Origin of the sequence: Aeromonas sp. R7-2, from assembly GCF_040908105.1 — a bacterium.
GTDB lineage: Bacteria > Pseudomonadota > Gammaproteobacteria > Enterobacterales > Aeromonadaceae > Aeromonas > Aeromonas caviae.
Genome location: NZ_JBFODC010000022.1, coordinates 274,152 through 297,909 on the forward strand (window position 1 = coordinate 274,152; position 23,758 = coordinate 297,909).

The 23,758-nt window shown below is 65.4% G+C and carries 18 protein-coding genes; 12 read left to right on the plus strand and 6 right to left on the minus strand.

From position 1 onward, the window contains the following. Positions 1-118: 118 nt before the first annotated feature. Both fdhD and AB5Y47_RS08520 read left to right on the plus strand, forming a co-directional pair. Positions 119-904, plus strand: a complete 786-nt coding sequence (gene fdhD, locus AB5Y47_RS08515) for a formate dehydrogenase accessory sulfurtransferase FdhD (protein WP_045524794.1) — start codon at positions 119-121, stop codon at positions 902-904. Continuing rightward, complete coding sequence (locus AB5Y47_RS08520) at positions 888-3,185, plus strand: FdhF/YdeP family oxidoreductase (RefSeq protein ID WP_368220132.1); 2,298 nt, start codon at positions 888-890, stop codon at positions 3,183-3,185. The genes fdhD and AB5Y47_RS08520 overlap by 17 nt, the downstream gene beginning before the upstream one ends. 83 nt (positions 3,186-3,268) lie before the next feature. Here the strand turns inward: AB5Y47_RS08520 and AB5Y47_RS08525 are convergent, their stop codons facing one another. Both AB5Y47_RS08525 and AB5Y47_RS08530 read right to left on the minus strand, forming a co-directional pair. Further along, a complete protein-coding gene (locus tag AB5Y47_RS08525) occupies positions 3,269-4,843 on the minus strand; it encodes a sensor domain-containing diguanylate cyclase (RefSeq protein ID WP_368220133.1) in 1,575 nt (524 codons plus the stop codon). 101 nt (positions 4,844-4,944) lie between these two features. Further along, entirely contained in the window at positions 4,945-5,862 is a 918-nt protein-coding gene (locus AB5Y47_RS08530) for a LysR family transcriptional regulator (RefSeq protein ID WP_151028239.1), read from the minus strand. 163 nt (positions 5,863-6,025) lie between these two features. Here AB5Y47_RS08530 and AB5Y47_RS08535 point away from each other — a divergent pair, with 163 nt between their 5' ends. Beyond that, the gene (locus tag AB5Y47_RS08535) at positions 6,026-7,459 is read left to right on the plus strand and encodes a glycoside hydrolase family 1 protein (protein ID WP_368220134.1); all 1,434 of its coding nucleotides are present in this window, start codon (positions 6,026-6,028) and stop codon (positions 7,457-7,459) included. A 95-nt stretch (positions 7,460-7,554) separates the two neighbouring features. On the opposite strand, the gene AB5Y47_RS08540 is transcribed toward AB5Y47_RS08535, so the two are convergent. Beyond that, positions 7,555-8,313, minus strand: a complete 759-nt coding sequence (locus AB5Y47_RS08540; protein ID WP_368220135.1) for an SDR family NAD(P)-dependent oxidoreductase — start codon at positions 8,311-8,313, stop codon at positions 7,555-7,557. A 130-nt stretch (positions 8,314-8,443) separates the two neighbouring features. On the opposite strand from AB5Y47_RS08540, the gene AB5Y47_RS08545 reads away from it, so the two are divergent. Next, a complete protein-coding gene (locus tag AB5Y47_RS08545; protein WP_213319362.1) occupies positions 8,444-9,379 on the plus strand; it encodes a LysR family transcriptional regulator in 936 nt (311 codons plus the stop codon). Here AB5Y47_RS08545 and AB5Y47_RS08550 read toward each other — a convergent pair. Continuing rightward, a complete protein-coding gene (locus tag AB5Y47_RS08550) occupies positions 9,359-10,369 on the minus strand; it encodes a helix-turn-helix domain-containing protein (protein ID WP_368220136.1) in 1,011 nt (336 codons plus the stop codon). The genes AB5Y47_RS08545 and AB5Y47_RS08550 overlap by 21 nt on opposite strands. Positions 10,370-10,600: 231 nt before the next feature. Here AB5Y47_RS08550 and AB5Y47_RS08555 point away from each other — a divergent pair, with 231 nt between their 5' ends. From AB5Y47_RS08555 to AB5Y47_RS08565, 3 genes are all read left to right on the plus strand, one after another. Next, on the plus strand, positions 10,601-12,637 hold the full coding sequence (locus tag AB5Y47_RS08555) for a glycoside hydrolase family 3 N-terminal domain-containing protein (RefSeq protein ID WP_319872727.1): 2,037 nt from the start codon (positions 10,601-10,603) through the stop codon (positions 12,635-12,637). A 169-nt stretch (positions 12,638-12,806) separates the two neighbouring features. Then, positions 12,807-13,664 (plus strand): deoxyribonuclease IV, encoded by an 858-nt coding sequence (nfo, locus tag AB5Y47_RS08560; RefSeq protein WP_041215226.1) that lies wholly within the window; start codon positions 12,807-12,809, stop codon positions 13,662-13,664. 35 nt (positions 13,665-13,699) lie between these two features. Then, the gene (locus AB5Y47_RS08565; protein ID WP_368220137.1) at positions 13,700-14,677 is read left to right on the plus strand and encodes a Gfo/Idh/MocA family protein; all 978 of its coding nucleotides are present in this window, start codon (positions 13,700-13,702) and stop codon (positions 14,675-14,677) included. Between the two features lie 85 nt (positions 14,678-14,762). On the opposite strand, the gene AB5Y47_RS08570 is transcribed toward AB5Y47_RS08565, so the two are convergent. Beyond that, on the minus strand, positions 14,763-15,647 hold the full coding sequence (locus AB5Y47_RS08570; RefSeq protein ID WP_010674621.1) for a LysR substrate-binding domain-containing protein: 885 nt from the start codon (positions 15,645-15,647) through the stop codon (positions 14,763-14,765). A 103-nt stretch (positions 15,648-15,750) separates the two neighbouring features. Here AB5Y47_RS08570 and AB5Y47_RS08575 point away from each other — a divergent pair, with 103 nt between their 5' ends. The 4 genes from AB5Y47_RS08575 to AB5Y47_RS08590 all read left to right on the plus strand — a co-directional run bounded on the left by AB5Y47_RS08575 (position 15,751) and on the right by AB5Y47_RS08590 (position 20,046). Next, the gene (locus AB5Y47_RS08575; protein WP_039039171.1) at positions 15,751-16,731 is read left to right on the plus strand and encodes a TDT family transporter; all 981 of its coding nucleotides are present in this window, start codon (positions 15,751-15,753) and stop codon (positions 16,729-16,731) included. Positions 16,732-16,951: 220 nt separating this feature from the next. Then, entirely contained in the window at positions 16,952-17,941 is a 990-nt protein-coding gene (locus AB5Y47_RS08580; protein ID WP_045524804.1) for a lipid A biosynthesis (KDO)2-(lauroyl)-lipid IVA acyltransferase, read from the plus strand. 154 nt (positions 17,942-18,095) lie between these two features. Continuing rightward, positions 18,096-19,091, plus strand: a complete 996-nt coding sequence (locus tag AB5Y47_RS08585; protein WP_029314477.1) for a lipid A biosynthesis acyltransferase — start codon at positions 18,096-18,098, stop codon at positions 19,089-19,091. A gap of 94 nt (positions 19,092-19,185) precedes the next feature. After that, positions 19,186-20,046 (plus strand): PA4780 family RIO1-like protein kinase, encoded by an 861-nt coding sequence (locus AB5Y47_RS08590; protein ID WP_029314478.1) that lies wholly within the window; start codon positions 19,186-19,188, stop codon positions 20,044-20,046. A gap of 60 nt (positions 20,047-20,106) precedes the next feature. Here AB5Y47_RS08590 and AB5Y47_RS08595 read toward each other — a convergent pair whose 3' ends face one another. Next, complete coding sequence (locus tag AB5Y47_RS08595; RefSeq protein WP_319907257.1) at positions 20,107-20,985, minus strand: pirin family protein; 879 nt, start codon at positions 20,983-20,985, stop codon at positions 20,107-20,109. A 239-nt stretch (positions 20,986-21,224) separates the two neighbouring features. Here AB5Y47_RS08595 and AB5Y47_RS08600 point away from each other — a divergent pair, with 239 nt between their 5' ends. Next, positions 21,225-23,627, plus strand: a complete 2,403-nt coding sequence (locus tag AB5Y47_RS08600) for a DNA polymerase II (RefSeq protein ID WP_368220138.1) — start codon at positions 21,225-21,227, stop codon at positions 23,625-23,627. Positions 23,628-23,758: the final 131 nt, after the last annotated feature.

The window sequence follows — 23,758 nt, forward strand, 5'->3', positions numbered from 1 at the left end:
TCAATCGACATCCCGATGGCAATAGAAGTTATCTATTGGTGAATAGATTTGTTTCATTGGTTTTGGCGCGGCGGCTTATCTAAACTTGAGGCCCGAATACAGCTTATAAGCGTCTCGCATGATCCCTTTCAATTCACGGTTGCCCAGTCTGGATGAGCTGGTGGAGGAGGTGGCCGTGTCCGTCAACATCAACGGCATCAACCATGCCGTCATGATGGCCACCCCGGACGATCTCGACGATTTCGCCATCGGTTTTCTGTTTGGCGAGGGGATCATCGGGGGCAACCACGATGTACACGATATCCAGAGCACCCCGTCCGAGCACGGCATCGTGCTCGATGTCACCATCGCCAACCGCTGTCTGGCTGTGCTTGGTCAGCGCAAGCGCCGCCTGGCCGGTGCCAGCGGCTGTGGCATCTGCGGTGTGGAGGCCATCGAACATGCGTTGCCCGTGCTCACCCCGCTGACCCCGGGCGCCCCCTTCGACACCGCCTCTTTGCAGGATCTGCGGGAGCGCATCGTCCCCTGGCAGAGCAAGGCCCGCCAGAGCGGCGCCCTTCATGCCGCCCTGGCGCTGGATGACCGCGGCGAGATCCTGGCCTGCCGGGAGGACATAGGGCGGCACAACGCCCTGGACAAGCTCATCGGCATGCAGCTGCGCCAGCCGGTGCAGGCCGCCACCCTGGTCATCACCAGTCGCTGCGGCAGCGAACTCATTCACAAGGCGGTGCAATTTGGCGCCGCTCACCTCATCAGCCTTGCTTCACCCAGCCAGCTCGCGGTGCGACTGGCCCTGAAGTACAACCTGACCCTGATCCATGTGCCCCGATCCGATGCCCCGGTCTGCTATGCCAGCCCCCGCGCCCAGGATCACGTTGGAGATTCCCATGTCCAGTCATATTGAGAAACCGGCCAAGGCCGGCGGCTTTTCCTCCCTGCAGTCCACCTTCAAGCAGGTGCTGCGCAGCCAGAAGACCCGCCAGAACATCAAGAACCTGCTGCGGGTCAACCAGACCGACGGCTTCGACTGTCCCGGCTGCGCCTGGGGTGACAACAAGCAGGGGGCCTTCCAGTTTTGCGAGAACGGCGCCAAGGCGGTGGCCTGGGAATCCACCGGCAAGACGGTGGGGGCCGATTTTTTCGCCGAGCATTCGGTGCGCCGTCTCGCCACCCAGAGCGACTACTGGCTCGAATATCAGGGGCGACTGACGGAGCCCCTGCGCTACAACCCGGCCACCGATCACTACGAGCCGGTGAGCTGGGATCAGGCGTTTGCCCTCATCGCCGACAAACTCAAGAGTCTGGCCAGCCCCGACGAGGTGGAGTTCTACACCTCGGGACGCGCCAGCAACGAAGCCTCCTACCTCTATCAGCTGTTTGGCCGCCTCTATGGCACCAACAACTTCCCCGACTGCTCCAACATGTGCCACGAGGCGAGCGGGGTGGGGCTTATCCAGTCCGTCGGGGTGGGCAAGGGCACCGTGGTGCTCGATGATTTCGACGCCGCCAAAGCCATCTTCGTCTTTGGCCAGAACCCGGGCACCAACCACCCGCGCATGATGAACGCCCTGCGCAAGGCGGCACGCCAGGGGTGCCAGATCGTCACCTTCAACAACCTCAAAGAGGTGGCCCTCGAGCGCTTCGCAAGCCCCCAGAGCCCGGCGGAGCTCCTGACCCCGGCGGCCACCACCATTAGCCACCAGTACCTCACGCCAAAACTTGGCGGTGACATGGCGGCCATTCGCGGCATGGCGAAATACATCCTGGAAGAGGAGGGGGGGCGCATCGATCTCGCCTTCATCGAGCAGCATACCGCGCACTTTGACGACTACCTGGCCCAGGTGAAGGCCACGGAGTGGACGCAGATCGAGGCGCAATCCGGCCTCGGTCGGGAGGCGATCACCCGGGCGGCGCAGATCTTCGCAAGCAGCGAGAGCGTGATCAGCTGCTGGGCCATGGGGATCACCCAGCACAAGCATTCGGTCGACACCATTCGCGAAATCGTCAACCTGCACCTGATGTGCGGCCAGATTGGCAAGCCGGGGGCCGGACTCTGTCCGGTGCGCGGTCACAGCAACGTGCAGGGCAACCGCACCATGGGGATCAACGAGAAACCCAATGCCGCCTTCCTCGATCGCCTGGAGCGCCGCTTCCCGGTGGGCTTCAAGCGCACGCCGGGGCACAACGTCTACGAGGCCCTCAAAGCCCTTCATGGCGGCAAGAGCAAGGTGCTCATCTGCCTTGGGGGCAACCTGGCAGCCGCCGCGCCGGATACCGAGTTCACCTATGAAGCGATGCGAAGGAGCGAGCTCAACGTGCAGATCAGCACCAAGCTCAACCGCAGCCACCTCATGGTGTCAAAAGATGCCCTGATCCTGCCCTGCCTGGGCCGTACCGAGCTCGATCAGCAGCGCACCGGGGTGCAGAAGATCACCGTGGAGGACACTTTCAGCATGGTGCACGCCTCCACCGGGATGAACGAGCCGGTCTCGCCGCTCTGTCTCTCCGAGATAGACATCGTGGCCCGCATGGCCGAGGCAACGCTTGGCAGCGAACGGGTGGACTGGCTAGCGCTGCGGGATGACTACGGGCGGCTGCGGGATCTCATCGAGGAGACCATCGCGGGCTTTGGCGACTTCAACCGCCGCATCGAGGAGCCCTGCGGCTTCCATCTGGAGAACAGCGCCGCCCTGCTGCGCTGGAACACCGCGAGCGGGCGCGCCGAATTCAGGGCGAGCCGTTTGCCGGACTCCATCCTGCCCGAGTGCACCAGCCACGCGGAGCAGATGGTGGACCAGCCCGTGCTGCTGCTTCAGAGCCTGCGCTCCCACGATCAGTACAACACCACCATCTATGGCATGGATGACCGCTATCGCGGCATCAAGGGGCGACGCAACGTGGTCTTCATGAACGAGGAGGATGCCAGGAGGCTGGGGCTCGCCGAGGAGCAGCGGGTGGACATGAGTGCGGTGTGCAACGACGGGCGCGAGCGGGTGGTGCGGGGCTTTAGCGTCATCTTCTACGAGATCCCGAAAGGCAACATCGCCGCCTACTACCCGGAGACCAACCCCCTGGTGGCCATCGAGAGCATAGGGGAGGGCTCTTTCACCCCCACCTCCAAATCGGTGCCCGTACTGGTGACCCCGAGCGCCGCCTCGGTCGAGAGCTTGGCTGTCACGCTCTGATCTCCTGACATGGATACCGTCCGACCCCTGCCATGGCAGGGGTTTTTTTATGGCCGAACGGTGTCCGGCAAAGCCTGGGCCGATCAGCCCAGGGCCACCACCACGCAGTTTCGGCCCTGGCTCTTGGCATCATAGAGCGCCTTGTCCGCCTCCTTGAGCACGGCGGCGATGCTGGTGGCATCCGCCCCCCAGTGGGCGACGCCGAGGGAGATGGTGATGTGGCCTGCTACCTCCATGTCGTGGCTCGCCACCCGGGTACGCAGGCGCTCGGCGATCTTCTGCGCCTGTACAAGGGAGACCCCGGGCAGCAGCAGCAGGAACTCTTCGCCGCCGCTTCGACACAAGGCGGCATCGGAACGCAGATCCTGCTGCATCAGGGTGGCGAGGGAGACGATGACGGCATCCCCCACGTCGTGACCGAAGCGGTCGTTGATGGCCTTGAAGTGATCGATGTCCAGGGCAATCACCGTCAGGGGCTGACGCTCGACCTCGTACTCGTCCAGCATCTGCTGCATGGCCCGGCGGTTGAACAGGCCCGTCATGGGATCGGTGTGGCTGTCGGTGTGCAGTTTGTCGATCTTGGTGTTGAGCAGCCCCAGCCCCTTGAGGATGGCCTGCTTCAACTGGGCCGCTTCGAAATACCAGGCGCGGATCCCCGAGATGCTGGTGGCGGCCCCCTGCTGATCCATGAGTCCGGCCCGGTTGGCCAGTTGCCGCAAGGGTCTGGCGATGATGGTGGCCGAGAGCCAGATGACGAAGAGAATGAAGAGGGTGACCGGGATCATCCCCTTGAGGATCTCCAGCATCTGTTCATCCAGACCGGCCAGGGTGGCGCTGCGGGGGCGCTGGGCCACCACCCCCCAGCCTGCGTCCGCCACCGGGGCAAAGCCTGCCAGCATCTCGCTGCCCCGGGAGTTGAGCACGCTTTGCGCGCCATCCTGCCCCTTGAGCACCGCATCCACCACCCGGTTTTTGCCAATCCTCTGGCCGATGCGCTCCGGGTTCGGGTGGTAGATGAGGGTGCGCTGGCGGTCCACCACATAAAGATAAGAACCATCCTGGTAGTAGTGCTGCCCCAGCAGGCTGGAGAGCACGCTGGCGGACTCCAGATAGATGGTGCCGGCGACATAGCCGAGGTAGCGCTTGTCTGCCGAGAAGATGGGGTGGGAGAGGCTGATGAGGTAGTTGCCAGTGAGGGAGACCAGGGGATCCGCGATGAGGGGCTGCTGGCTTGCCAGGGTCCGGCTCGCATTGGCTGAGGTGAGCTTGACCCCTTTCACATGCAACGCCTCGGGAGAGACGGCGACGATGACGGAATCGGTGTTCACGATGGCCACCGAGTTGAAGGTGTTGGTCTGCTGGCGCAACTGGCCCGCCACCTCCTCGAGTCCATGGAGGTCGTTGCCCTGCAGCAAGGGGGCGAGCCGGGCCGCGCCATAGGCCAGCTGTCCCTGGGCCGAACGCAGCATGGTCTCGGTGGAGGCGGCGAGCTTGGTGGCATAGACCCGGTTTGCCTCCAGGGTGCTGTCGATGAGCAGTTGTCTTTGTGCCTGATAGATGGCGTAAAAGCTGTTGCCAAAGGTAGCCAGCACGCCGATGACGGCCAGCGCAAGGATGAGGCGATGCAGATCAAACCTCAGCAGCCAGTGAGAGTGCATGAACGAAACGGATCCTTGTCGTGGCGTCGGGGCAGTGCGGCAATTTTAAGGGGGGTGACCGCCCAATGCCATCGTTAATGTGATTCTCGAATGGTTCCCTTTCATGGCGTGTCCCGGGGGGATGTTCCGTCCCCTGTCGTCATGAGGCCGGTGAGGGCGGGATCCGCCAGCTCCGCCACCGTCTGCCAGAAGGGGGCGACGAGGGGATTGTCGTTGCCCGGCGGGCGAATGAGCCCGATGATCCAGCTCGCGTCGGCCTCCCCGAGGGGCAGGGTCAGCACATCGGGATGCTCAATGGTGGTGGAGGAGGGGACCAGGGTCCAGGCGATGCCGGCCGCCGCGGTGGCGATGCCGGCGGCGAAGTCGTTCACGTACTGGATGTCCTGAAAGCGCAGGCCGCTCTGGGCGAGGTAATGGATGAACTGATCGTAAAAAGAGGGGGCCTTGTCCCGGCGCAGGATGGCGAGCGGCTTCTCCTGCAGATCGGCGAGCCCTGCCACCCCCTGATAGCCTGCGGGCAGCACGGCGACGAAATGGGCGCGCACCACGGGCAGCACCGGCCAGCCCTTGGGGGCGGGCAGGCGGCAGAAGCCGAGATCCAGGCGGCCCTCCGCCAGCGCCAGCAACTGGTGATGGGTGGAGAGATCGTTGAGCTCGATGGCGACCCCGGGGCGGCTGGCCCGAAAGCGGGCGATGGCGGCGGGCACCAGCAGCTTGGTGGCGACCCCGAAGCCGATGCGCAGGGTACCCGCGTGGCCCGCCAGCACGTCGCGGGCGCTGCGGGCGAGCTGCTCGCTCTGGGCCACCAGGGTGCAGGCGTCGGCGTAGAGGGCGCGCCCGAGCACCGTCAGCCGGGTGCTGCCGGCGTTGCGCTCGAACAGCTCGCCGCCAAGGTCCGCCTCCAGTCGGCGGATCTGCTTGCTCAGGGCCGACTGGGTGACGTGCTGGCGCGCCGCCGCCTGACCAAAGTGCAATACCTCCCCCAGGGTGACGAAGGCTTTCAGGTCTCTCAACTCCATGGTGCCTCGCTTGATTCCAGATAGGAATGATAGGTGGCCATATTTGTCATTGGACGGAATTCTAGAAGTGTTGGATGCTGGTGCCAACTCATTTCGGGCCCCTGTACGGGGCCGACGTATCACAGGATGGCCCCCGCCATCCGCGCAGAAGGAGCAACACCAGATGCATCATCACAAGTTCAATGACTTCCCGAACGGTTTCCTCTGGGGCGCCGCCTCCGCCGCCTATCAGGTGGAAGGGGCCTGGAACGAGGAGGGCAAGGGCCCCTCGGTATGGGACAGCTTCACCAAGCTGCCGGGCAAGACCTTTGACGGGAGCAACGGAGACGTGGCGGTGGATCACTACCACAGGGTGGAAGAGGACGTGGCGCTGATGGCCGAGATGGGGCTCAAGGCCTATCGCTTCTCGGTGAGCTGGCCGCGCATCTACCCGACGGGGCGTGGCGAGGTGAACGAGGCGGGGCTCGACTTCTATGACAGGCTCATCGACGCCCTGCTGGCCCACGGCATCGAGCCTGTGCTGACCCTCTATCACTGGGATCTCCCCCAGGCCCTGCAGGATGAGTACGGCGGCTGGGAAGACAGGCGCATCATCGACGACTTCGAGCGCTATTGCGTGACCCTCTATCAGCGCTTCGCCGGCAAGGTGAAGTACTGGGTGTCCCTCAACGAGCAGAACTACAACCTGACCAACGCCTACCAGCTTGGCACCCATCCTCCCGCCGTGCAGGACAGAAAGCGTTTCTTCGCCGCCAACCACATCGCGTTTCTCGCCAATGCCCGGGTCATCAAGGCGTTTCGCCAGCACGTGCCAAACGGCCTGATCGGGCCGAGCTTTGCGTACTCCCCCGCCTATCCGGCCTCCTGCGCCCCGAGCGACATGCTGGCGTTCGAGAATGCCGAGGAGTTCACCAACCTCTGGTGGCTGGATGCCTACTGCTTCGGCCGTTACCCCCAGGCGGCGCTCGCCTATCTGCGGGAGACCGGCGAGGCGCCGGAGATCCTGCCGGGCGATCTCGAGCTCTTGCGCGAAGGCACCCCCGACTACATCGGGGTCAACTACTACTACACCCTGACCTTCACCGACAACCCCCTCGGCGGCCAGACGATGCAGCGCATCAACACCACGGGCAAGAAGGGCACTACGCCCTCCAGCGGCATTCCCGGCCTCTACAAGACGGCCCCCAATCCGCACCTTGAGACCAGCAACTGGGACTGGGCCATCGATCCCACCGGGATGCGCATCGCCCTGCGTCGGCTCTCCTCCCGCTACGCCCTGCCGCTGATGATCACCGAGAACGGCCTGGGGGAGTTCGACAAGCTGGAAGCCGGGGACAAGGTGAACGACGACTACCGTATCGCCTATCTGCACAGCCACCTCAAGGCGTGCCAGGAGGCGATGCAGGACGGGGTCGAGCTGATTGGATATTGCGCCTGGTCCTTCACCGACATCCTGAGCTGGCTCAACGGCTACCAGAAGCGCTACGGCTTTGTCTACGTGGACAGGGACGAGCAGGGAGGGTCTCTTCGTCGCATCAAGAAAGAGAGCTTCCACTGGTACAGCCAGGTCATTGCAAGCGGTGGCAAGACCCTGTAACGGGCCCGGTGCGCCGCACCTCGTCTGCCCAATGCCGGAAGGCCCCCTCATCGGAGGGGGCCTTCCTTGTTTGTGCAGCAGGCAACCATGACCGCCTAGATAAACATGCCGCCCGAGGCTTCGATGCGCTGGGCGGTGATCCAGCGGCAGTCATCGGAGAGCAGGGCGGCGATGGCGCCACCGATGTCGTCGGGCTGACCCACCCGGCCAAGGGCGGTCTGGCTCGCGAGAAAGTCGTTGACCCCCTTGTTGTCGCGCACCACGCCGCCGCCAAAATCGGTCTCGATGGCGCCGGGGGCCAGCACGTTGACCGCGATGCCCCTGGGGCCCAGCTCCTTGGCCAGATACTGGGTGAGCACCTCGACGCCCCCCTTCATGGCGGCGTAGGCGGCATAACCCGGCATGGCGAAGCGGGTGAGGCCGGTGGAGAGGTTGAGGATGCGACCGCCATCTGCCAGGAGGGGCAGGAGCGCCTGGGTCAGGAAGAAGGTCCCCTTGAGGTGGATGTTGAGCAGGGTGTCGAACTGCTGCTCCGTGGTCTGCTCGAAGCTGGCATGAATGCCGATCCCGGCGTTGTTGACCAGGAAGTTGAAATGGGTGCGCTGCCACTCCCGGGCGAGCAGTTGCGTCACCTCCTCTGCAAAGGCCGCGAAGGTGGCGCTCTCGCCCACGTCCAGAGCCAGGGCATGGGCCCGAACGCCGAGGGCGCGGGCCTGGGTCACCACCGCCTCCGCCTCTGCGGTCTGGCTGCGGTAGGTGATGATGAGGTCGACGCCTTTGGCGGCGAGGGCCAGGGCCCCGTGCTTGCCAAGGCCGCGGCTGGCCCCGGTGATGAGGGCGATGGGTCTGGTCATGGTATGACTCCTGTCAGGGTGGCGGACACAGGCTCGATACGAGCCGACCAGATCACTGTATTGTTCCTTTTAAACTGGATAAATAGCGTGATAATAGAATCACTGTTCCGTTTATCGAGACAATCAGGCCATGGATCAACTGGATGCGATGAGAGCCTTCGTGCGGGTTGCCGAGCTGGAGAGTTTTACCCGCTGCGCCGAGCAGACGGGCATCCCCAAGGCGACCCTCTCTGCCGCCATCCGCCGGCTGGAGGAGCGCATGGGGACCCGGCTCCTGCTGCGTACCACGCGGCGGGTGCAGCTCACCACGGACGGCCAGCTCTGCTATGCCAGATGTCGGGAGCTTTTGGCGGACATGGAGGAGTTTGACGGCCTGTTTCGCCAGGGGGGGCAGATCTCGGGACAACTGCGGGTCGACATGCCAAGCCGGATGGCCCGCCACCTGGTGATCCCGGCCCTGCCGGACTTTCTGGCGCAGCATCCCGCCCTGCAACTGATGCTGAGCAGCACGGACAGGCGGGTGGATCTGGTGCGCGAGGGGTTTGACTGCGTGGTGCGGGTCGGGGCGCTTGAGCCCTCGAGCCTGGTGGCCAGGCCCCTTGGTCACTATCGCCAGATCAACTGTGCCAGCGCAGGCTACCTGGCTCGCCACGGGGTGCCCCGCACCCTTGGGGATCTGGCGGGCCACCGGCTGGTGCACTATGGTCCCGGGTTTGGTGCCGGGCAGGGGCGCAGCGAGCCCGGCTTTGAATACCTAGCAGAAGATGGCCGCCGCGCCCTGCTGCCCATGGCGGGGGCCCTCATGGTCAATGACAGCGAGACCTACCTGGCGGCGGCGCTGGCGGGGCTTGGCATCATCCAGATGCCGCGGGTGGGGGTCGAATCCCTGCTCGCGGGGGGCGAGCTGGTGAGCATCCTGCCCCAGTGGCAGGCGCCGCCGCTCCCCATCCACGCCCTCTATGCCCATCGCCGCCAACTGGCCCCCAGGGTCCAGCTCTTCATCCACTGGCTGGCGGGGTTGCTCGCCGCCCATCTCGGGGGCGCCTCAGAGGCGGCTGCGCCTTGAGCGAAACTCGCGGGGCGAGAGGGCAAACGCCTCACGAAAGAAGCGGGTAAAGCTGCTCTGGCGGGCAAAACCCAGGCGCTCCCCCACAGTCTGCAGGGGGAGGGCGGGATCCTGCAACAGGCGGCAGGCCTCCTCCCGGCGTACCCGCTCCAGCAGGCCCGAGAAGTGGCACCCTTCCTCCCGCAGATGGCGGTTGAGGGTCCAGCGGGTCAGCTTGAGGTGCTCGCACACCCCATCGAGCAGAGAGGAGGCCTCGGCGCTCTCTTGCCACAGTTGCTGGCGAATGAGTGTCATCACCCTGTCCCGGTAGCGGCTGCTTGGGCGAAGCTGGGCCATCTGCCGGTCGAGCTCCCCGAGCAGCAGGGGTTGCAGGGGCAGGTTGCACTGCCCGTGGGCGAGATCGAGCAAGGCGGCGGGAAAGCGGAGCTCGAAGGTTGCCCCCTGTTGCAATCGTCCCTCCAGCCAGCCTGCCAGCTCACGCCACAGCCTGGGGCGTACCGGGGTGGGCAGCACCAGCAGCCCCTGGCCCGGGTGGTAGAACTGGAGCAGGGCATAGAGGTGGCAGAGGTTGGCCAGGCTGCTCAGGGCGATGACGTCCGGGTGATCGGACTCCGAGTGGTAGCTGATCCTGGCCTGCCCCTCTTCTTCTTGCAGGCGGATCTCGTCGCTCTCGCCGATGAGGGGGCGGTAGGCGAGGAAGAAGTGCAGGGCCTGGCGAAGGGTGGCGGCGTTGCAGCACAGGCTCGCCAGCGACATGAAGTCGGCAAAGAGGCCGGGGAGCGCGGGGGGCGTCCAGTCGAGGGCCAGATCCACGTGGGGGGCTGCCCCGGCCAGCAGCCGGAAGTGGCGCCCGGTGTCGAGCCGCCCCTGGGGGATCAGCAGCTCTTCGTGAGCGATGCCGCAGGGGTGCAGGAGGGCAGCAGGATCTCGCCCGCGGGCCTGCCAGTGGTTGAGGCAGTGCAGGGCAATCCGGTTGGAGACGGTCTTCACGGCAAAAATCCTTGTCAGCGGTGGCCCACCATCATCGGCCAACGGCGGCGGATTGCCGTGAGCCAGCGCCGCTTTCATGTTTCAGATTTGTAACCAAGGGTAACCCTGCAACCCTTTTCACACTTTTCAATCCTGCTCCCAACCGGCAACTTCCTGCACCCGACGGGCAAGTGAGAGGGGCCGCTTTTGCATAGAGTGGCGACTCCTACACACACAAGGAAGATAACAACAATGAAACACCACTCGCTCTCCCGAACCCGTGTCGCCCTCGCCATCGGGGCCCTGCTGCTGGCAGGGTGCAACGACAACGATTCCACCCCCAAGCCCGAGCAGCCCGTTCTGGGCCACCGCACCGTCACCCTCATCGAGCAGGACGGCCTGCAATTCAAGGACCTCGATGGCAGCGGCACCCTGACCCCCTACGAGGACTGGCGCCTCGGCGCCGCCGAGCGAGCCCGGGATCTGGTGGGCAGGCTCACCCTGGCCCAGAAGGCAGGGCTGATGATGCACGGCACCCTGGTGCTGGACGGGGCGGGGCGGGTGAACCTCGCGGCCATGGACAAGATGCTGCGCGAGGACGGGGTCAACACCTTCATCACCCGCATGGCCGGTGATCCGGCGGCCATCGCCGCGGACAACAACACCCTGCAGGCCCTGCTGGAAGGGGTGGGATTCGGCATCCCCATGACGGTGAGCACGGATCCCCGCAACCACTTCACCCATGATCCCAACGCCACCAGCATCGGTGCCGGGGCCTTCTCCCAGTGGCCCGAAACCCTGGGGCTGGCCGCCATCGGCGATGCCGCCCTGGTGCAGCGCTTTGGCGACATCGCCCGTCAGGAGTACCGGGCCGTCGGCATCCACGAGGCCCTCTCGCCCCAGGCGGATCTCGCGACCGAGCCGCGCTGGGGCCGCATCAACGGCACCTTCGGGGAAGACAACCTGCTCGCCAAGTCCCTGGTCAAGGCCTACATCGAGGGCTTCCAGCAGGGGAGCGAGGGGATAGGCAAGGAGAGCGTGGTCACCGTGGTCAAGCACTTCGCCGGGGCCGGTCCCCAGAAGGACGGGCTGGATGCCCACAACCCCTGGGGCAAGGAGCAGATCTACCCCGGCGGCCAGTTTGCCTACCACCTGGTGCCCTTCGAGGGCGCCTTCGAGGCCAGGGTGGCCGCCGTGATGCCCTACTACGCCATGCCCCTGGGCCTGACCCAGGATGGGCAGCCCGTCGAGGAGGTGGGGTTTGGCTTCAACCGCCAGATCATCACGGATCTGTTGCGGGGTCACTTCAAGTTTGACGGCGTGGTGCTGAGCGACTGGGGCATCGTCAATGACTGTGACAGCCGCTGCGAGCAGGGGCTGACCCAGGATGAAGTCAATGCAGGGGTGAGCCCCTGGACCGTGCCCTTTGGCATGTCTTGGGGGGTGGAGAAGCTCACCAAGGCCGAGCGCTATGCCAAGGCCATCGACGCCGGGGTGGATCAGTTTGGTGGCGTTGAAGACCCAGCCCCCTTGCTGGCAGCGGTGCAGAGCGGCCTGGTGACCGAGGCGGCCATCACCACCTCGGCCGAGCGGATCTTGGAACAGAAGTTCGCCCTCGGGCTCTTTGAGAATCCCTATGTGGATGCCGAGGCCGCGGTGGCCCTGGTGGGCAAGGCCGAGTTCCAGCAGGAGGCCCAGGCCGCCCAGGCGGCGTCTCACGTGCTGCTGAAGAACGAGGGGGCCCTGCTGCCGCTGAAGGCGGACGGCAAGCGGGTCTATCTGCACAATGTCAACGCCGAGGTGGCCAGGGCCAACGGCTATACGGTGGTGACGAACCTGGCCGACGCGGAGCTTGCCATCGTGCGGGTCAACGCCCCGGGCGAGCAGGATCCCCGCTTCCCGTTTGGCAGCATCCACTTCGGCCAGCTCGGCTTTGCCAGCAATGATCAGGTGGTGCAGGAGACGGCCCACGAAGGGGTCTACCGCGGCGCGGATGACTATGCCGCCATCCAGGCCATCGAGCAGGCTGGGGTGCCTCTGGTGCTCTCCGTCTATCTGGACAGGCCCGCCATCCTGACCGAGGTCGCCCCGGCGGCCCGGGTGCTGCTCGCCAACTTCGGCGCCCTGGATCAGGCCCTGTTCGATGTCATGAGCGGCACCCAGAAGGCACGCGGCAAGCTCCCCTTCGAGCTGCCCTCGAGCTGGCAGGCGGTGCTGGCCCAGTCCCCGGATGTGGCCAAGGACTCACAAAGCCCGCTCTATCCCTACGGGGCCGGTCTGGCCTATTGACGGACAGGGATGTTCTGTCTCTCATCAAGGCGCCTTCGGGCGCCTTTTCCATTGCCCCCATCGACAATCCCGGTTTGGCGCAAGGGGTTGGCTTGGGCATAATGGCGCCCCGGCAACGGGTGCGGTGGCCAGCGCGGCAGGCACCCGGTCACAGTGCACAGGAGATGAGATGAAATTTATCGGAGCCCACGTCAGTGCGGCGGGCGGGGTGGAAAACACCATCGCCCGGGCCAAAGCCATCGGGGCCAACGCCTTCGCCCTGTTTACCAAGAATCAGCGCCAATGGCAGGCGGCGCCCCTCTCCGAGGCCAGCATTCGCGCCTTCAAGGCCGCCTGCGAGAAGGAGGGCTTCCGCCCCGAGCAGATCCTGCCCCACGACAGCTACCTCATCAACCTGGGTCATCCCGACCCCGATGCCCTCGCCAAGTCCCGGGATGCGTTTCTGGACGAGATGAAGCGCTGCGAGCAACTGGGGCTGTGCTACCTGAACTTCCACCCGGGCAGCCATCTCAAGCAGATCCCCGAGGCGGTGAGCCTCAAGCTCGTGAGCGAGTCCATCAACTGGGCGCTGGAGCGCAGTGAAGGGGTGACGGCGGTGATCGAGAATACCGCCGGCCAGGGTACCAACCTCGGCTGGTCGTTCGAGCACCTGGCCACCCTCATCGACGGGGTAGAGGACAAGAGTCGGGTCGGCGTCTGCTTTGACACCTGCCACGCCTTCGCCGCCGGTTACGATCTGCGTACCCCCGAGGGGTGCGAGGCGGTGTTTGCCGACTTCGACCGCATCGTGGGGTTCGAGTACCTCAAGGGGATGCATATCAACGGCGCCAAGTGTACCTTCGGTAGTCGGGTCGACCGTCACCACAGCCTGCGGGAGGGCAACCTCGGCGAGGCGGTGTTCCACCACATCATGAACGACGACCGTTTCGACGGCATCCCGCTTATCCTCGAGACCATCGACGAGTCCATCTGGGGCGAGGAGATAAGCTGGCTGCGCAGCCTGGCCGGGAGCCCGCGCCCGGCGTGATGCCGGGGTCCACCATTGGGTAGCAAGGAGAGACGATGCACGACGAGACAAGGGCGCCCCTGCGCTTTGGCATTGCCGGGGCGGGGGCCATCGCCCGGCGTTTTTGCCGCGATGTGAACGGGCACGCCAGGGGAGCCGAGGTGGTGGCCATCGCCGCCCGGGACCAGGGACGGGCGGACGAGTTCGCCCGGGATCTGGGGCTGCCCCACGCCTATGGCAGCTATGAGGCCCTGGCCGCCAGCCCCGAGGTGGAGGCCGTCTATGTGGCGGTCATCCACCCGGAGCACGCGGGCCTGGTGAGGCAGATGCTGCTGGCGGGCAAGCACGTACTGGTGGAAAAACCGGCGGTGACCCGGGTGGCGGATTGGGACGCCCTGGTGGCGCTCGCCCACGCACGGGGCCTGCTGCTGCTCGAGGCCATGAAGGTGATGTGCTTCCCCGCCATGCGCGCCCTGTTGCAGCGCCTGCCCCTGCTGCCGCCGCCGCGCGAGCTGCGGGCGGCGTTCGGTTCGACCCAGCCCAGGGTGGGCAAGCTGTTCGATCCGGCGCTGGATGGCGGTGCCGCCTGGGACGTGGGGGTCTATCCCCTCTGGCTCCATGCCGCCCTCTGCCATCGGCTGGGGCTGGGCTGCCCCGCCCCCGAGGTGACGCTGACGCGGGCTCCGGGGGAGGTGGATCTCGCCGCCAGCTTCACGTTCGATGAGCCGTTTCGGGCCGAGCTCGAGGCCTCCATCATCGAGGATCTCGAGCGGGAAGCGTCCTTGTCCGGGGAGGGGTGGCGCCTGGTCATCGAGGGCAAGTGGTGGAATCCCCAGCACATTCGCTGGCAAGGGGGGCCTGCTCCCGTCATCTGGCCGGCGGACATCTACCTGCCGGTGGAGGGGGGCGGCATGCAGCACGAGGCGGATCACTTCGCCGATTGCCTGCGCCACCGGCTGCTGGACTCCCCCTGGGTGCCCCAGGCCGTGACCCGGCAGGTGCTCGGCTGGATTGAAGGGGGACTCGCCGGCTGAGGCCGGGGAAGGGCTGAGGGCCGAGGGGAGCATCGGCTGAACGACAAGGGCGCCAATGGCGCCCTTGTCGTATCCGAAGGGTTTCTCACGCCAGGGTCTGGGCGCGGCAGAAGGCCAGGAAGCGGCGCAGGGCGACGGAGTGGAACTTCTGCTTGTGCCAGACGAGGGAGAGCTGGCGGGGGAAGCGGCGACTCGGGGTGAGGGCCACCAGGCGCCCCTGTGCCAGCCGATCCGCCACCGCGAGGCGGGAGATGAAGGAGATGCCGAGCCCCTTCTCCACCGCCAGCATCACCGCCTCCAGGGTATTGAGCTCTATCCCCGCCTGCCAGCGGGGCAGGTGGGGCTGGAGCTGCTGCTCGAACTGCTCGCGGCTGCCGGATTGCGCCTCGCGCAGCACCCAGGTTTCCCCGGCAAGTCGGCGCAGGGGCAGCTCGAGCTGATCCGCCAGGGGGTGACCGGGGGCGGCGATGATGAGCATCTCGTCCTCCAGCCAGGGTTCGCTCACCAGGTCCGGGTGGTGGTTCTCCCCCTCGATGAGGGCGAGATCCAGTTCGAAGTGGGCGAGGGCATGGCACAGGAGGTGGGTGTTGGCGATGGTGACCCTGGGGGCGGCCCCCAGCTCCTGGGCCCCCTCCGCCAGCAGGGCGGGCAGCAGGTAGTTGCCGATGGTCTGGCTGGCCCCGAGGTGCAGCTGGCCGCTCGGCTCGGCATCGGGGCTGAAGAGCTGCTCTATCTCCTGCATCCGGGTCAGCAGCTCCTCGGCGGCCGGTTGCAGCAGGCGCCCCTCGCTGTTGAGCTGAAGCCTCGGGTGCACCCGGTCGAACAGGGGCGTGGCGAGCTGGCGCTCCAGCTCCTGCAGCGACTGGGAGACGGCCCCCTTGCTCAGGCAGAGTTCATTGGCGGCGCCCCCCAGGTTGCCGTGGCGGGCGATGGTGGCAAACACCTTGAGTTGTTGCAGGGTGAGCTTCATATCGTTTGATTTTCCTAAACGCTAAGTTCAATTCATTTAGATATCGTAAACGATAGACCCCCTTTATCCTATGCCCATCGTCATCATCAAGAGGGTATTCGCCATGATCGCAAGAACCCGCCGCTCCCTGGCCGCCGCCCCGACCCCCATGGCCGGTCTGGCTCTGGGGATCGCCAGCCTCGGCTGGTGCTGGGAAAATGCCGGTCAGTTCGATGGCCGTCTGCAACTGCTGGGGGCCGCCATCGCCGCCGTGCTGCTCCTCGTCCTGACCTTCAAGTTTCTGATCCACCCGCGCCTGCTGTGGCAGGATCTCGCCCATCCCGTGGTGGGCAGCGTGGTGCCCACCTACGCCATGGGGACCATGGTGGTCTCCAAGGCGGTCGGCCTGCTCGCCCCGACCCTGGGGCAGGGGCTCTGGCTGTTTGCGGTCATCATCCACCTCGTCTTCCTCGCCACCTTCGTCTGGCACAGGGCCAGAGCGTTCGAAATCCATCACATGGTGCCGAGCTGGTTTGTGCCGCCGGTGGGGATCATCGTGGCTGACGTGGCCTACCCGGGCGGTCCCTTCGCATCCCTGGCCACCGGCCTGCTCTGGTTCGGCATGGCCTGTTACGGCCTGATGCTGCCGCTGATGCTCTATCGCCTCATCTTCAGCCACGAGGTGCCGGATGCCGCCAAGCCCACCATCGCCATCCTGGCCGCCCCGGCGAGCCTGTCGCTGGCCGGCTACCTCACCGTGAGCCAGGATCCCTCCCTGCTGCTGGTGGCGGTGCTGCTCGGGATCGCCGTGCTGATGACCGGCATCATCTACTTGGCCTTCATCAAGCTGCTGCGCCTGCCGTTCTCGCCGGGTTACGCCGCTTTCACCTTCCCCCTGGTGATCGGGGCCACCGCCCTGTTCAAGGTGAGTCACCTGCTGTCGCAGTGGCCACAGGCGGCCCGCTATGCCGAGCAGCTCCATCAGCTGGCCTATCTGGAGCTGGGGGTGGCCACCCTGGTGGTGGGTTACGTGGCCCTGCGTTACCTGATGTTCTTCCTGCCGGCGGTGCAGGATGACCTGCCGGGGCAGCCCGCACGCCGCTAGGCACAAGGTTTTCATCCCCCCTCGTCATCGACCCCGCCCGTGCGGGGTCTGCCGTTCGTGATGCAGTGACACAGAGGGGAATCAAATGAAGCAGATTAATTTTGTCAATCCGTGAAGTGGCTTAAATAGTTGCCCATACAGGCGACATTCAGTTGGCGTTAACTGGTAATACCTGTCACGATGCGCGCCACTTTATCTTCCCATTGTTTTGTCGTGCCCCATGTCCTCATCTGATCCCGTGTTTGACGCCCGATTCCAGCCTCGTCTGCTGCACCCCCGTTACTGGTTGAGCTGGCTCGCCCTCGGCGCCATCGGTGTGCTCGCCTTCGTTCCCCCGCGCTGGCGGGATCGCCTGGCCGATGCTCTGACGCCCCTGGTATGCGCCATCTCGAAGAAGCAGATCTACATCGCCAGGACCAACCTCGCCATCTGCTTCAAGGAGAAGAGCGAGGCCGAGCGGGAGGCCATCCTGATGACCTCCATCCGGGTCGGCCTCAAGAGCCTGCTGGGCTTTGGCGAGTTCACCTGGCGCAGCCCCGCCCACGTGATGGGGCGGATCCAGGTCAGCGGCTGGGAGCATATCGAGGCGGAGCAGGCCGCTGGCCGACCGGTGATCCTGGTGGTGCCCCACAGCTGGCCCATCGACGCGGCGGGCTACTACTTCGCCCAGCGGGGCCTGCCCATGTGCACCATGATGAAGAGCGCCCGCAACCCGGTGTTCGACTGGCACATCAACGGCGCGCGGGCCCGGCACGGCTGCCGCGTCTATGAGCGCAGCGCCGGCATCAAGCCGGTGATCAAGGCGGTGAAATCCGGCCTGAGCTTCTTCTATCTGCCGGATCAGGATCACGGCCGGGAGGCGAGCCTGTTCGCCCCCTTCTTCAACCACCCCAAGGCGACGTTGCCGGCCCTGCCACGGCTGGTGAAGCTGACCGGTGCCCGGGCCCTGCCGGTGCTGGCCTGCTATGACGAGCAGGCGCACGGCTACCGGCTGGAGGTCGAGGCTCCCTACGCCGACTACCCGAGCGCGGATCTGATGGCGGATACCTGCCGCATGAACGACAGCGTGGAGCGCCAGCTCTGCCGCCACCCGGGCCAGTACATGTGGTTCCTCAAGATCTTCGACACCCGTGAGGATCAGGTGGGGCCGGATGGCCTCTACGAAGAGGGGATCCGGCGCATCCGCCGGGGCCTTGCTCCTCATCCCTGAGCCTTGCGCTCACCCGGTGCAAAAATGTGGCCCCAAGCGGGCCACTTTTTATTTCTAACTTGTCTGATCAGTGACTTGGCGCGGTGGCGCTGTGCAGGGCAGGGTAGAAAAAGTTGTCAGGATCACTAAAATGACGGTCTGTTTTGATGATTCGATGGCGACCATGTCCGCACAAGATCCGGTGTTTGATACCTCTTTTCATCCGCGCCTGCTGCACCCCCGTCTATGGGGCAGCTGGCTGGCCGTCGCCCTGCTCTCCCTGCTGGCCTGGGTGCCGGCAAGGGCACGGGACAAGCTGGCCGACTACCTGGCCCCCCTGCTGCTGCGCGTCTCCAGGAAGCAGGCCTACATCGCTGACACCAACCTCAAGATCTGCTTCCCCCATCTCGACGAGGCGGGCCGTCAGGCCCTGCTGCTGAAATCCATCCGGGTGGGGCTCAAGACCTTCCTGGGCTTTGGCGAGCTGACCTGGCGCAGCCCCGACTTCCTCAAGGGGCGCGTCAAGGTGAGCGGCTGGGAACACGTGGAAGCGGAGCGGGCAGCCGGTCGCCCCATGATCTTCGTGGTGCCCCACACCTGGGCGGTGGACATGATTGGCCGCTACTTCCCCCTCCAGGGGATCAAGATGTGCACCATGATGAAAAGTCCCAAGGATGCGGTGTTCGACTGGTACATCAACCGCGAGCGCAGCAAGGGCGGGCGTATCTACGAGCGCAGCGTCGGCATCAAGCCCGCCATCAAGGCCCTGCGCAGCGGCGACAGCTTCTTCTATCTGCCGGATCAGGATCACGGCCGGGAGGCGAGCCTCTTCGTGCCCTTCTTCAACCACCCCAAGGCGACCCTGCCGGCCCTGCCCAAGCTGGTGAAGCTGACCGGTGCCCGCGCCGTGCCCATTCTGGCCTGCTACGACGAGGACGAGGGGTGCTACCGGCTGGAGATCGAGGCGCCGTTCGATCCTTATCCCACCGCGGATCTGGTGGCGGACGTCAACCAGATGAACCGCATGGTGGAGCAGCAGCTTGGCCGCTTCCCCGAGCAGTACATGTGGTTTCTCAAGATCTTCGAAACCCAGGAGCACGATCAGGGCGAGGACGGTCTCTACGAGGCGGGGATCCGCCGCATCCGCCAGGGGCTGCCACCGGAACCTTGATCGACACGGCCCCCTTGCGGGCCGTTTCTGACAGGGGTGGCAGGCCACCAGCAAACAGGTGCAAACAAGGTGCAAATAGGGTAAAAGGGCGGTCATGAAAATTCCAAATCGAATCCAACCTCTGGTTGATGACGGCCTGGTGGACGATGTCATCAGCCGGCTGATGAGCGGCAAAGAGGCCGACGTCTATGTGGTGCGCTGCGGCGACGAGATCCGCTGTGCCAAGGTCTACAAAGAGGCGTCAAAGCGCAGCTTCAAGCAGGCCGTGGTCTATCAGGAAGGGCGGCGGGTACGCAGCAGCCGCGATGCCCGCGCCATGGAGAAGGGCTCCAAGTACGGTCGCAAGCAGCACGAAGAGGTGTGGCAGAACACCGAGGTGGATGCCCTGTTCAAGCTGGCGGCGGCCGGGGTGCGGGTGCCCAGGCCCTATGTCTGCCTCGATGGCGTGCTGCTGATGGAGCTCATCACCGACGCCGACGGCAACGTCGCTCCCCGTCTCAACGACGTGGCCCTGACCCGTGAGCAGGCTCTGGTGGATCATGGCAAGGTGATCCGCTACGTGGTGCGCATGCTCTGCGCCGGGCTCATTCACGGGGATCTCTCGGAGTTCAACGTGCTGGTGGACGAAGAGGGGCCCGTCATCATCGACCTGCCCCAGGTGGTGGATGCCGCCGCCAACAACCAGGCCAGGGCCATGCTGGAGCGGGATGTCGACAATATGCGCAACTACTACGGCATGTATGCCCCCGAACTGCTCAAGACCCGTTATGCCCGGGAGATGTGGTCCTTGTTCGAGGATGGCAAGCTGGGCCCCGAGACCGAGCTCACCGGCCTGTTCGAAGAGAGCCGGGAGGCCATCGATCTGGATGGCGTGCTGCACGAGATAGAGAGTGCCCAGGAGGAGGCCATGGCCCGCCGGGCCAGGTTGCAGGCGGAGCAGGAAGAGGAGTCCTGACGGGCCTTCATCCCAATCAACAAGAGCGCCATGGGCGCTCTTTTGTTTTGGAACCCTGGCTCAGAGCCCGGTCAGGGGCGGCGCCTTGAGACGAGGCCCCTGGTAACCCGTCACCTCGCCAAAGCGCGGATGACCGCTCTCCCAGTCGGCGGCGGCGGTGCGAATGGCCTCCTTGTCGACGCTCACGAAGTTCCACCAGATCTGCAGCGGTCTGGGCAGGGGTTCGCCGCCGATGAGCAGCAGCCGGGCACCCGGGCGCAGGGTTAGCATTACCTCCCGGTTGCCGGGGGGCAGGTAGAGCAGCTGCTCCGGGGCCAGGGCCTCCCCTGCGACGATGGTCTCCCCCGCGAGGGGAAAGAGGCCGTGCTCGAAGGCGAGGTCCAGGGGGAGGGTGATCTCGCCTCCCTCGGGGGCGTGCAGATCCAGCCCCAGAATGGGGGAGAAGTGCAGGGTGGGGGCGCGCTGGCTGCCGTGCTCGCCGATGAGCAGGGTGAGGGTGATCTCCCCTTGCTGCCAGCGGGGGAGCGTCGGGTAGTGATCGAAGCGGGGCGGGGTATGCTGATCCGCCTCGGGCAGGGCTATCCAGAGCTGGGCGGCGTGCAGATCGGGCTGGTTCGGGACCGACTCCTCGGTGTGGGCGATGCCCCGTCCTGCGGTCATCAGGTTCACCTGGCCCGGACGGATCACCTGCTTGCTGCCCAGGCTGTCCCGGTGGAGGATCTCCCCCTCCAGCATCCAGGTGAAGGTCTGCAGGGCGATGTGGGGGTGGGGCCCCACATCCATGCCGGGGGCGCCGGGGGCAAAGCGGGTCGGGCCGATATGATCGAGAAAACACCAGGGCCCGATGGTGCGCCGCTCCTTGACCGGGATGGCGCGAGCCACCGGGATGCCGCCCACATCGGTGAGGCGGGAGGCAATGCGTTGCCACTGTTGTGTCATGGGGTGCTCCTTGTCGAGGAAAAGGTTGGCGCGCGCGCAGGCCGCAGCGTCTGCCGGGAGTTGGACATGCCGTCTCGCCCGGTGCCGGTGAGTGATGCCGAGGTTACTATGCCCCAATCCGGCGCCGGATGGCAAAGACGGGGCACAGCGCCTGCCCTGAGGGCCCAGCCCGGCAATTGCAGCCGGGTACTGTATGAACGTACAATAGTCCCATCCCACTCTTGAGCCCGACCACCTGCATGACCGACATCCAGCCCCTCCCTCCCGTGACCCCGCCGCTCGACGGCTTCATCCTGACCCGCCATGGTCGGGATGTGCAGGGGCGTACCGAGATCGTGATGTGGCTCTGGAGCGCACAGGGACCGGTACGGGTGGTGGTGCCGGGGCAGGAGCCGGTCTTCTTCCTGCCTGAACGCCACCTGGAGGAGGCGGCAGAGCTTTTCAAGGGGGCCGGGGTGAGGGGGCGTTTTCGCCGCCTCCCCATGCACACCTTCGAGGGGAGCCGGGTGGTGGGCTGCTACTTTGCCACCCTGAGCGCCTTCCACCGCGCCATCGAGCTGCTGCTCATCCGCGGATTGGAGCACTTCGAGGCGGATATCCGCCTGCCCGAGCGCTTTCTCATGGAGCGCTTCATCACCGCCGGGATGCGCTTTGACGGCAAGGCGAGGCGCAAGGGGGGCAGGCAGGGTTACTGGGAGGTAAACGAGGCGCGCTGTGCGCCGAAGGCGGTGACGCCGACCCTCTCCTGGGTCTCCCTGGACGTGGAGTGCGCCATGGATGGCACCCTCTTCTCGGTGGGGCTTCATAGCGAAGAGGACGCGCGGGTCATCATGATTGGTGCCCCGGAGCCGGACTCGCAGGACTGGGAGACCCCCGTCGAGTGGGTGGCGGACGAGCCAGCCCTGCTCGGTGCCCTGGAGGGCTGGTTCAGCCTGCACGATCCCGATCTCGTCATCGGCTGGAACGTGGTGAATTTCGACTTTCGCCTGCTGCTGCGCCGCGCCGAACTCCACAAGCGGCGGCTGCGGCTCGGGCGCGGGCGGGAGCTCTGCTTCTGGCGCTCGTCCCGAAACGACCCCCAGAGCGGCAACGTCATCATCCCGGGGCGCATGGTGCTGGACGGCATCGATACCCTCAAGAGCGCCACCTGGCAGTTCCCGAGCTACAGCCTGGATGCGGTGGCGAGCGAGCTGCTCGGGCGGGGCAAGGACATCGAGGACGTGGCCAACCGGGGGGAGAAGATCACCGAGCTGTTCCACTCCGACAAGGAGGCGCTGGCCCGCTACAACCTGGAAGATTGCAGGCTGGTGTGGGAGATCTTCGATTTCTGCCACCTCATCCCCTTCGCCATCGAGCGCGCTTCCCTCACCGGTCTTGAGCTCGACCGGGTGGGCGGGTCGGTGGCGGCGTTCACCAACCTCTATCTGCCACGGCTGCACCGCGGTGGCTATGTGGCGCCCAACCTGCCGGCAGACGGCGGGCTCGCAAGCCCCGGCGGCTATGTGATGGACTCCAAGCCGGGGCTCTATCGCCACGTGTTGGTGCTCGACTTCAAGAGCCTCTATCCCAGCATCATCCGCACCTTCTGCATCGACCCCATGGGGCTGGTGGAGGGGCTCAAACACCCGGATAACGCCATTCCAGGCTTTCGCGGCGCCCTGTTCTCCCGAACCCGCCACTTCCTGCCGGATCTCATCGCCACCCTCTGGGCGGCGCGGGATCGGGCCAAGGCCGCCAGTAACAAGGCCCTCTCCCAGGCCATCAAGATCATCATGAACTCCTTCTACGGGGTGTTGGGGTCGGGGGGTTGCCGCTTCTACGACCCGAGGCTCGCCTCCTCCATCACCTTGCGGGGCCACGGCATCATGCAGCAGACCCGGGAGTGGATAGAGGCAGAAGGGTTCGAGGTGATCTATGGGGATACCGATTCCACCTTCGTGCACCTGGGGAGCGATATCCGTCTCGAACAGGCGGACGAGATTGGCCAGCGACTGGCGAAGATGATCAATGACAACTGGGCCGCGCTGATCAGGCGGGAGTTCGACCTGCCGAGCCATCTGGAGATCCAGTACGAGACCCACTACCGCCGTTTCCTGATGCCCACCATTCGCGGGCTGGAGAAGGGGAGCAAGAAACGCTATGCGGGACTGGTGGGCGAAGGGGAAGGGGAGCACCTGGTGTTCAAGGGGCTGGAGACGGTGCGCACCGACTGGACACCCCTTGCCAAGGCATTCCAGACCCGGCTCTACGAAATGGTGTTCCACGACCAGGATCCCAGCAGCTATGTGCGCACCATGGTGGACGAGACCCGTGCCGGCCGTCACGACGATCTGCTCATCTACCGCAAGCGGCTGCGCCAGAAACTCGAGGAGTATCAGAAGAACGTGCCGCCCCATGTGCGGGCGGCGCGCCTGGCGGATGAGGAGAATCTGCGCCGCGGCCTGCCCCAGCGTTATCAGCACAGGGGCACCATCGCTTACCTGATGACCCTGAACGGCCCCGAGCCTTTGGAGTACCGGCGCAGCGCCGTCGACTACGAGCACTACATCGACAAGCAGCTCAGGCCCATCGCCGACGCCATCCTTCCCTTTGTGGGGGAGTCGTTCGAGCGGATCTGCGGCCAGCAGCTCGATCTCTTCTGACAACGCGAGGTAAACGCGGCGGCCATGGCACGACAACGGCTGCCCGCGGGCCAGAGGAGGCAGATGACGGGGGAGAGCGGATGTCAGAGCCGAGCAATGCAAAAAGCCCGCTATCAAGCGGGCTTTTCAAA

What these genes read in the sequence shown, in the direction of transcription:
- AB5Y47_RS08530 (WP_151028239.1), bottom strand. Translation starts at nt 5,862, where the DNA reads ATGGAGTTGAGAGACCTGAAAGCCTTCGTCACCCTGGGGGAGGTATTG.
- AB5Y47_RS08565 (WP_368220137.1), top strand. Translation starts at nt 13,700, where the DNA reads ATGCACGACGAGACAAGGGCGCCCCTGCGCTTTGGCATTGCCGGGGCG.
- fdhD (WP_045524794.1), top strand. Translation starts at nt 119, where the DNA reads ATGATCCCTTTCAATTCACGGTTGCCCAGTCTGGATGAGCTGGTGGAG.
- AB5Y47_RS08545 (WP_213319362.1), top strand. Translation starts at nt 8,444, where the DNA reads ATGGATCAACTGGATGCGATGAGAGCCTTCGTGCGGGTTGCCGAGCTG.
- AB5Y47_RS08555 (WP_319872727.1), top strand. Translation starts at nt 10,601, where the DNA reads ATGAAACACCACTCGCTCTCCCGAACCCGTGTCGCCCTCGCCATCGGG.
- AB5Y47_RS08570 (WP_010674621.1), bottom strand. Translation starts at nt 15,647, where the DNA reads ATGAAGCTCACCCTGCAACAACTCAAGGTGTTTGCCACCATCGCCCGC.
- AB5Y47_RS08585 (WP_029314477.1), top strand. Translation starts at nt 18,096, where the DNA reads ATGGCGACCATGTCCGCACAAGATCCGGTGTTTGATACCTCTTTTCAT.
- AB5Y47_RS08520 (WP_368220132.1), top strand. Translation starts at nt 888, where the DNA reads ATGTCCAGTCATATTGAGAAACCGGCCAAGGCCGGCGGCTTTTCCTCC.
- AB5Y47_RS08595 (WP_319907257.1), bottom strand. Translation starts at nt 20,985, where the DNA reads ATGACACAACAGTGGCAACGCATTGCCTCCCGCCTCACCGATGTGGGC.
- nfo (WP_041215226.1), top strand. Translation starts at nt 12,807, where the DNA reads ATGAAATTTATCGGAGCCCACGTCAGTGCGGCGGGCGGGGTGGAAAAC.
- AB5Y47_RS08575 (WP_039039171.1), top strand. Translation starts at nt 15,751, where the DNA reads ATGATCGCAAGAACCCGCCGCTCCCTGGCCGCCGCCCCGACCCCCATG.
- AB5Y47_RS08590 (WP_029314478.1), top strand. Translation starts at nt 19,186, where the DNA reads ATGAAAATTCCAAATCGAATCCAACCTCTGGTTGATGACGGCCTGGTG.
- AB5Y47_RS08580 (WP_045524804.1), top strand. Translation starts at nt 16,952, where the DNA reads ATGTCCTCATCTGATCCCGTGTTTGACGCCCGATTCCAGCCTCGTCTG.
- AB5Y47_RS08540 (WP_368220135.1), bottom strand. Translation starts at nt 8,313, where the DNA reads ATGACCAGACCCATCGCCCTCATCACCGGGGCCAGCCGCGGCCTTGGC.
- AB5Y47_RS08600 (WP_368220138.1), top strand. Translation starts at nt 21,225, where the DNA reads ATGACCGACATCCAGCCCCTCCCTCCCGTGACCCCGCCGCTCGACGGC.
- AB5Y47_RS08535 (WP_368220134.1), top strand. Translation starts at nt 6,026, where the DNA reads ATGCATCATCACAAGTTCAATGACTTCCCGAACGGTTTCCTCTGGGGC.
- AB5Y47_RS08525 (WP_368220133.1), bottom strand. Translation starts at nt 4,843, where the DNA reads ATGCACTCTCACTGGCTGCTGAGGTTTGATCTGCATCGCCTCATCCTT.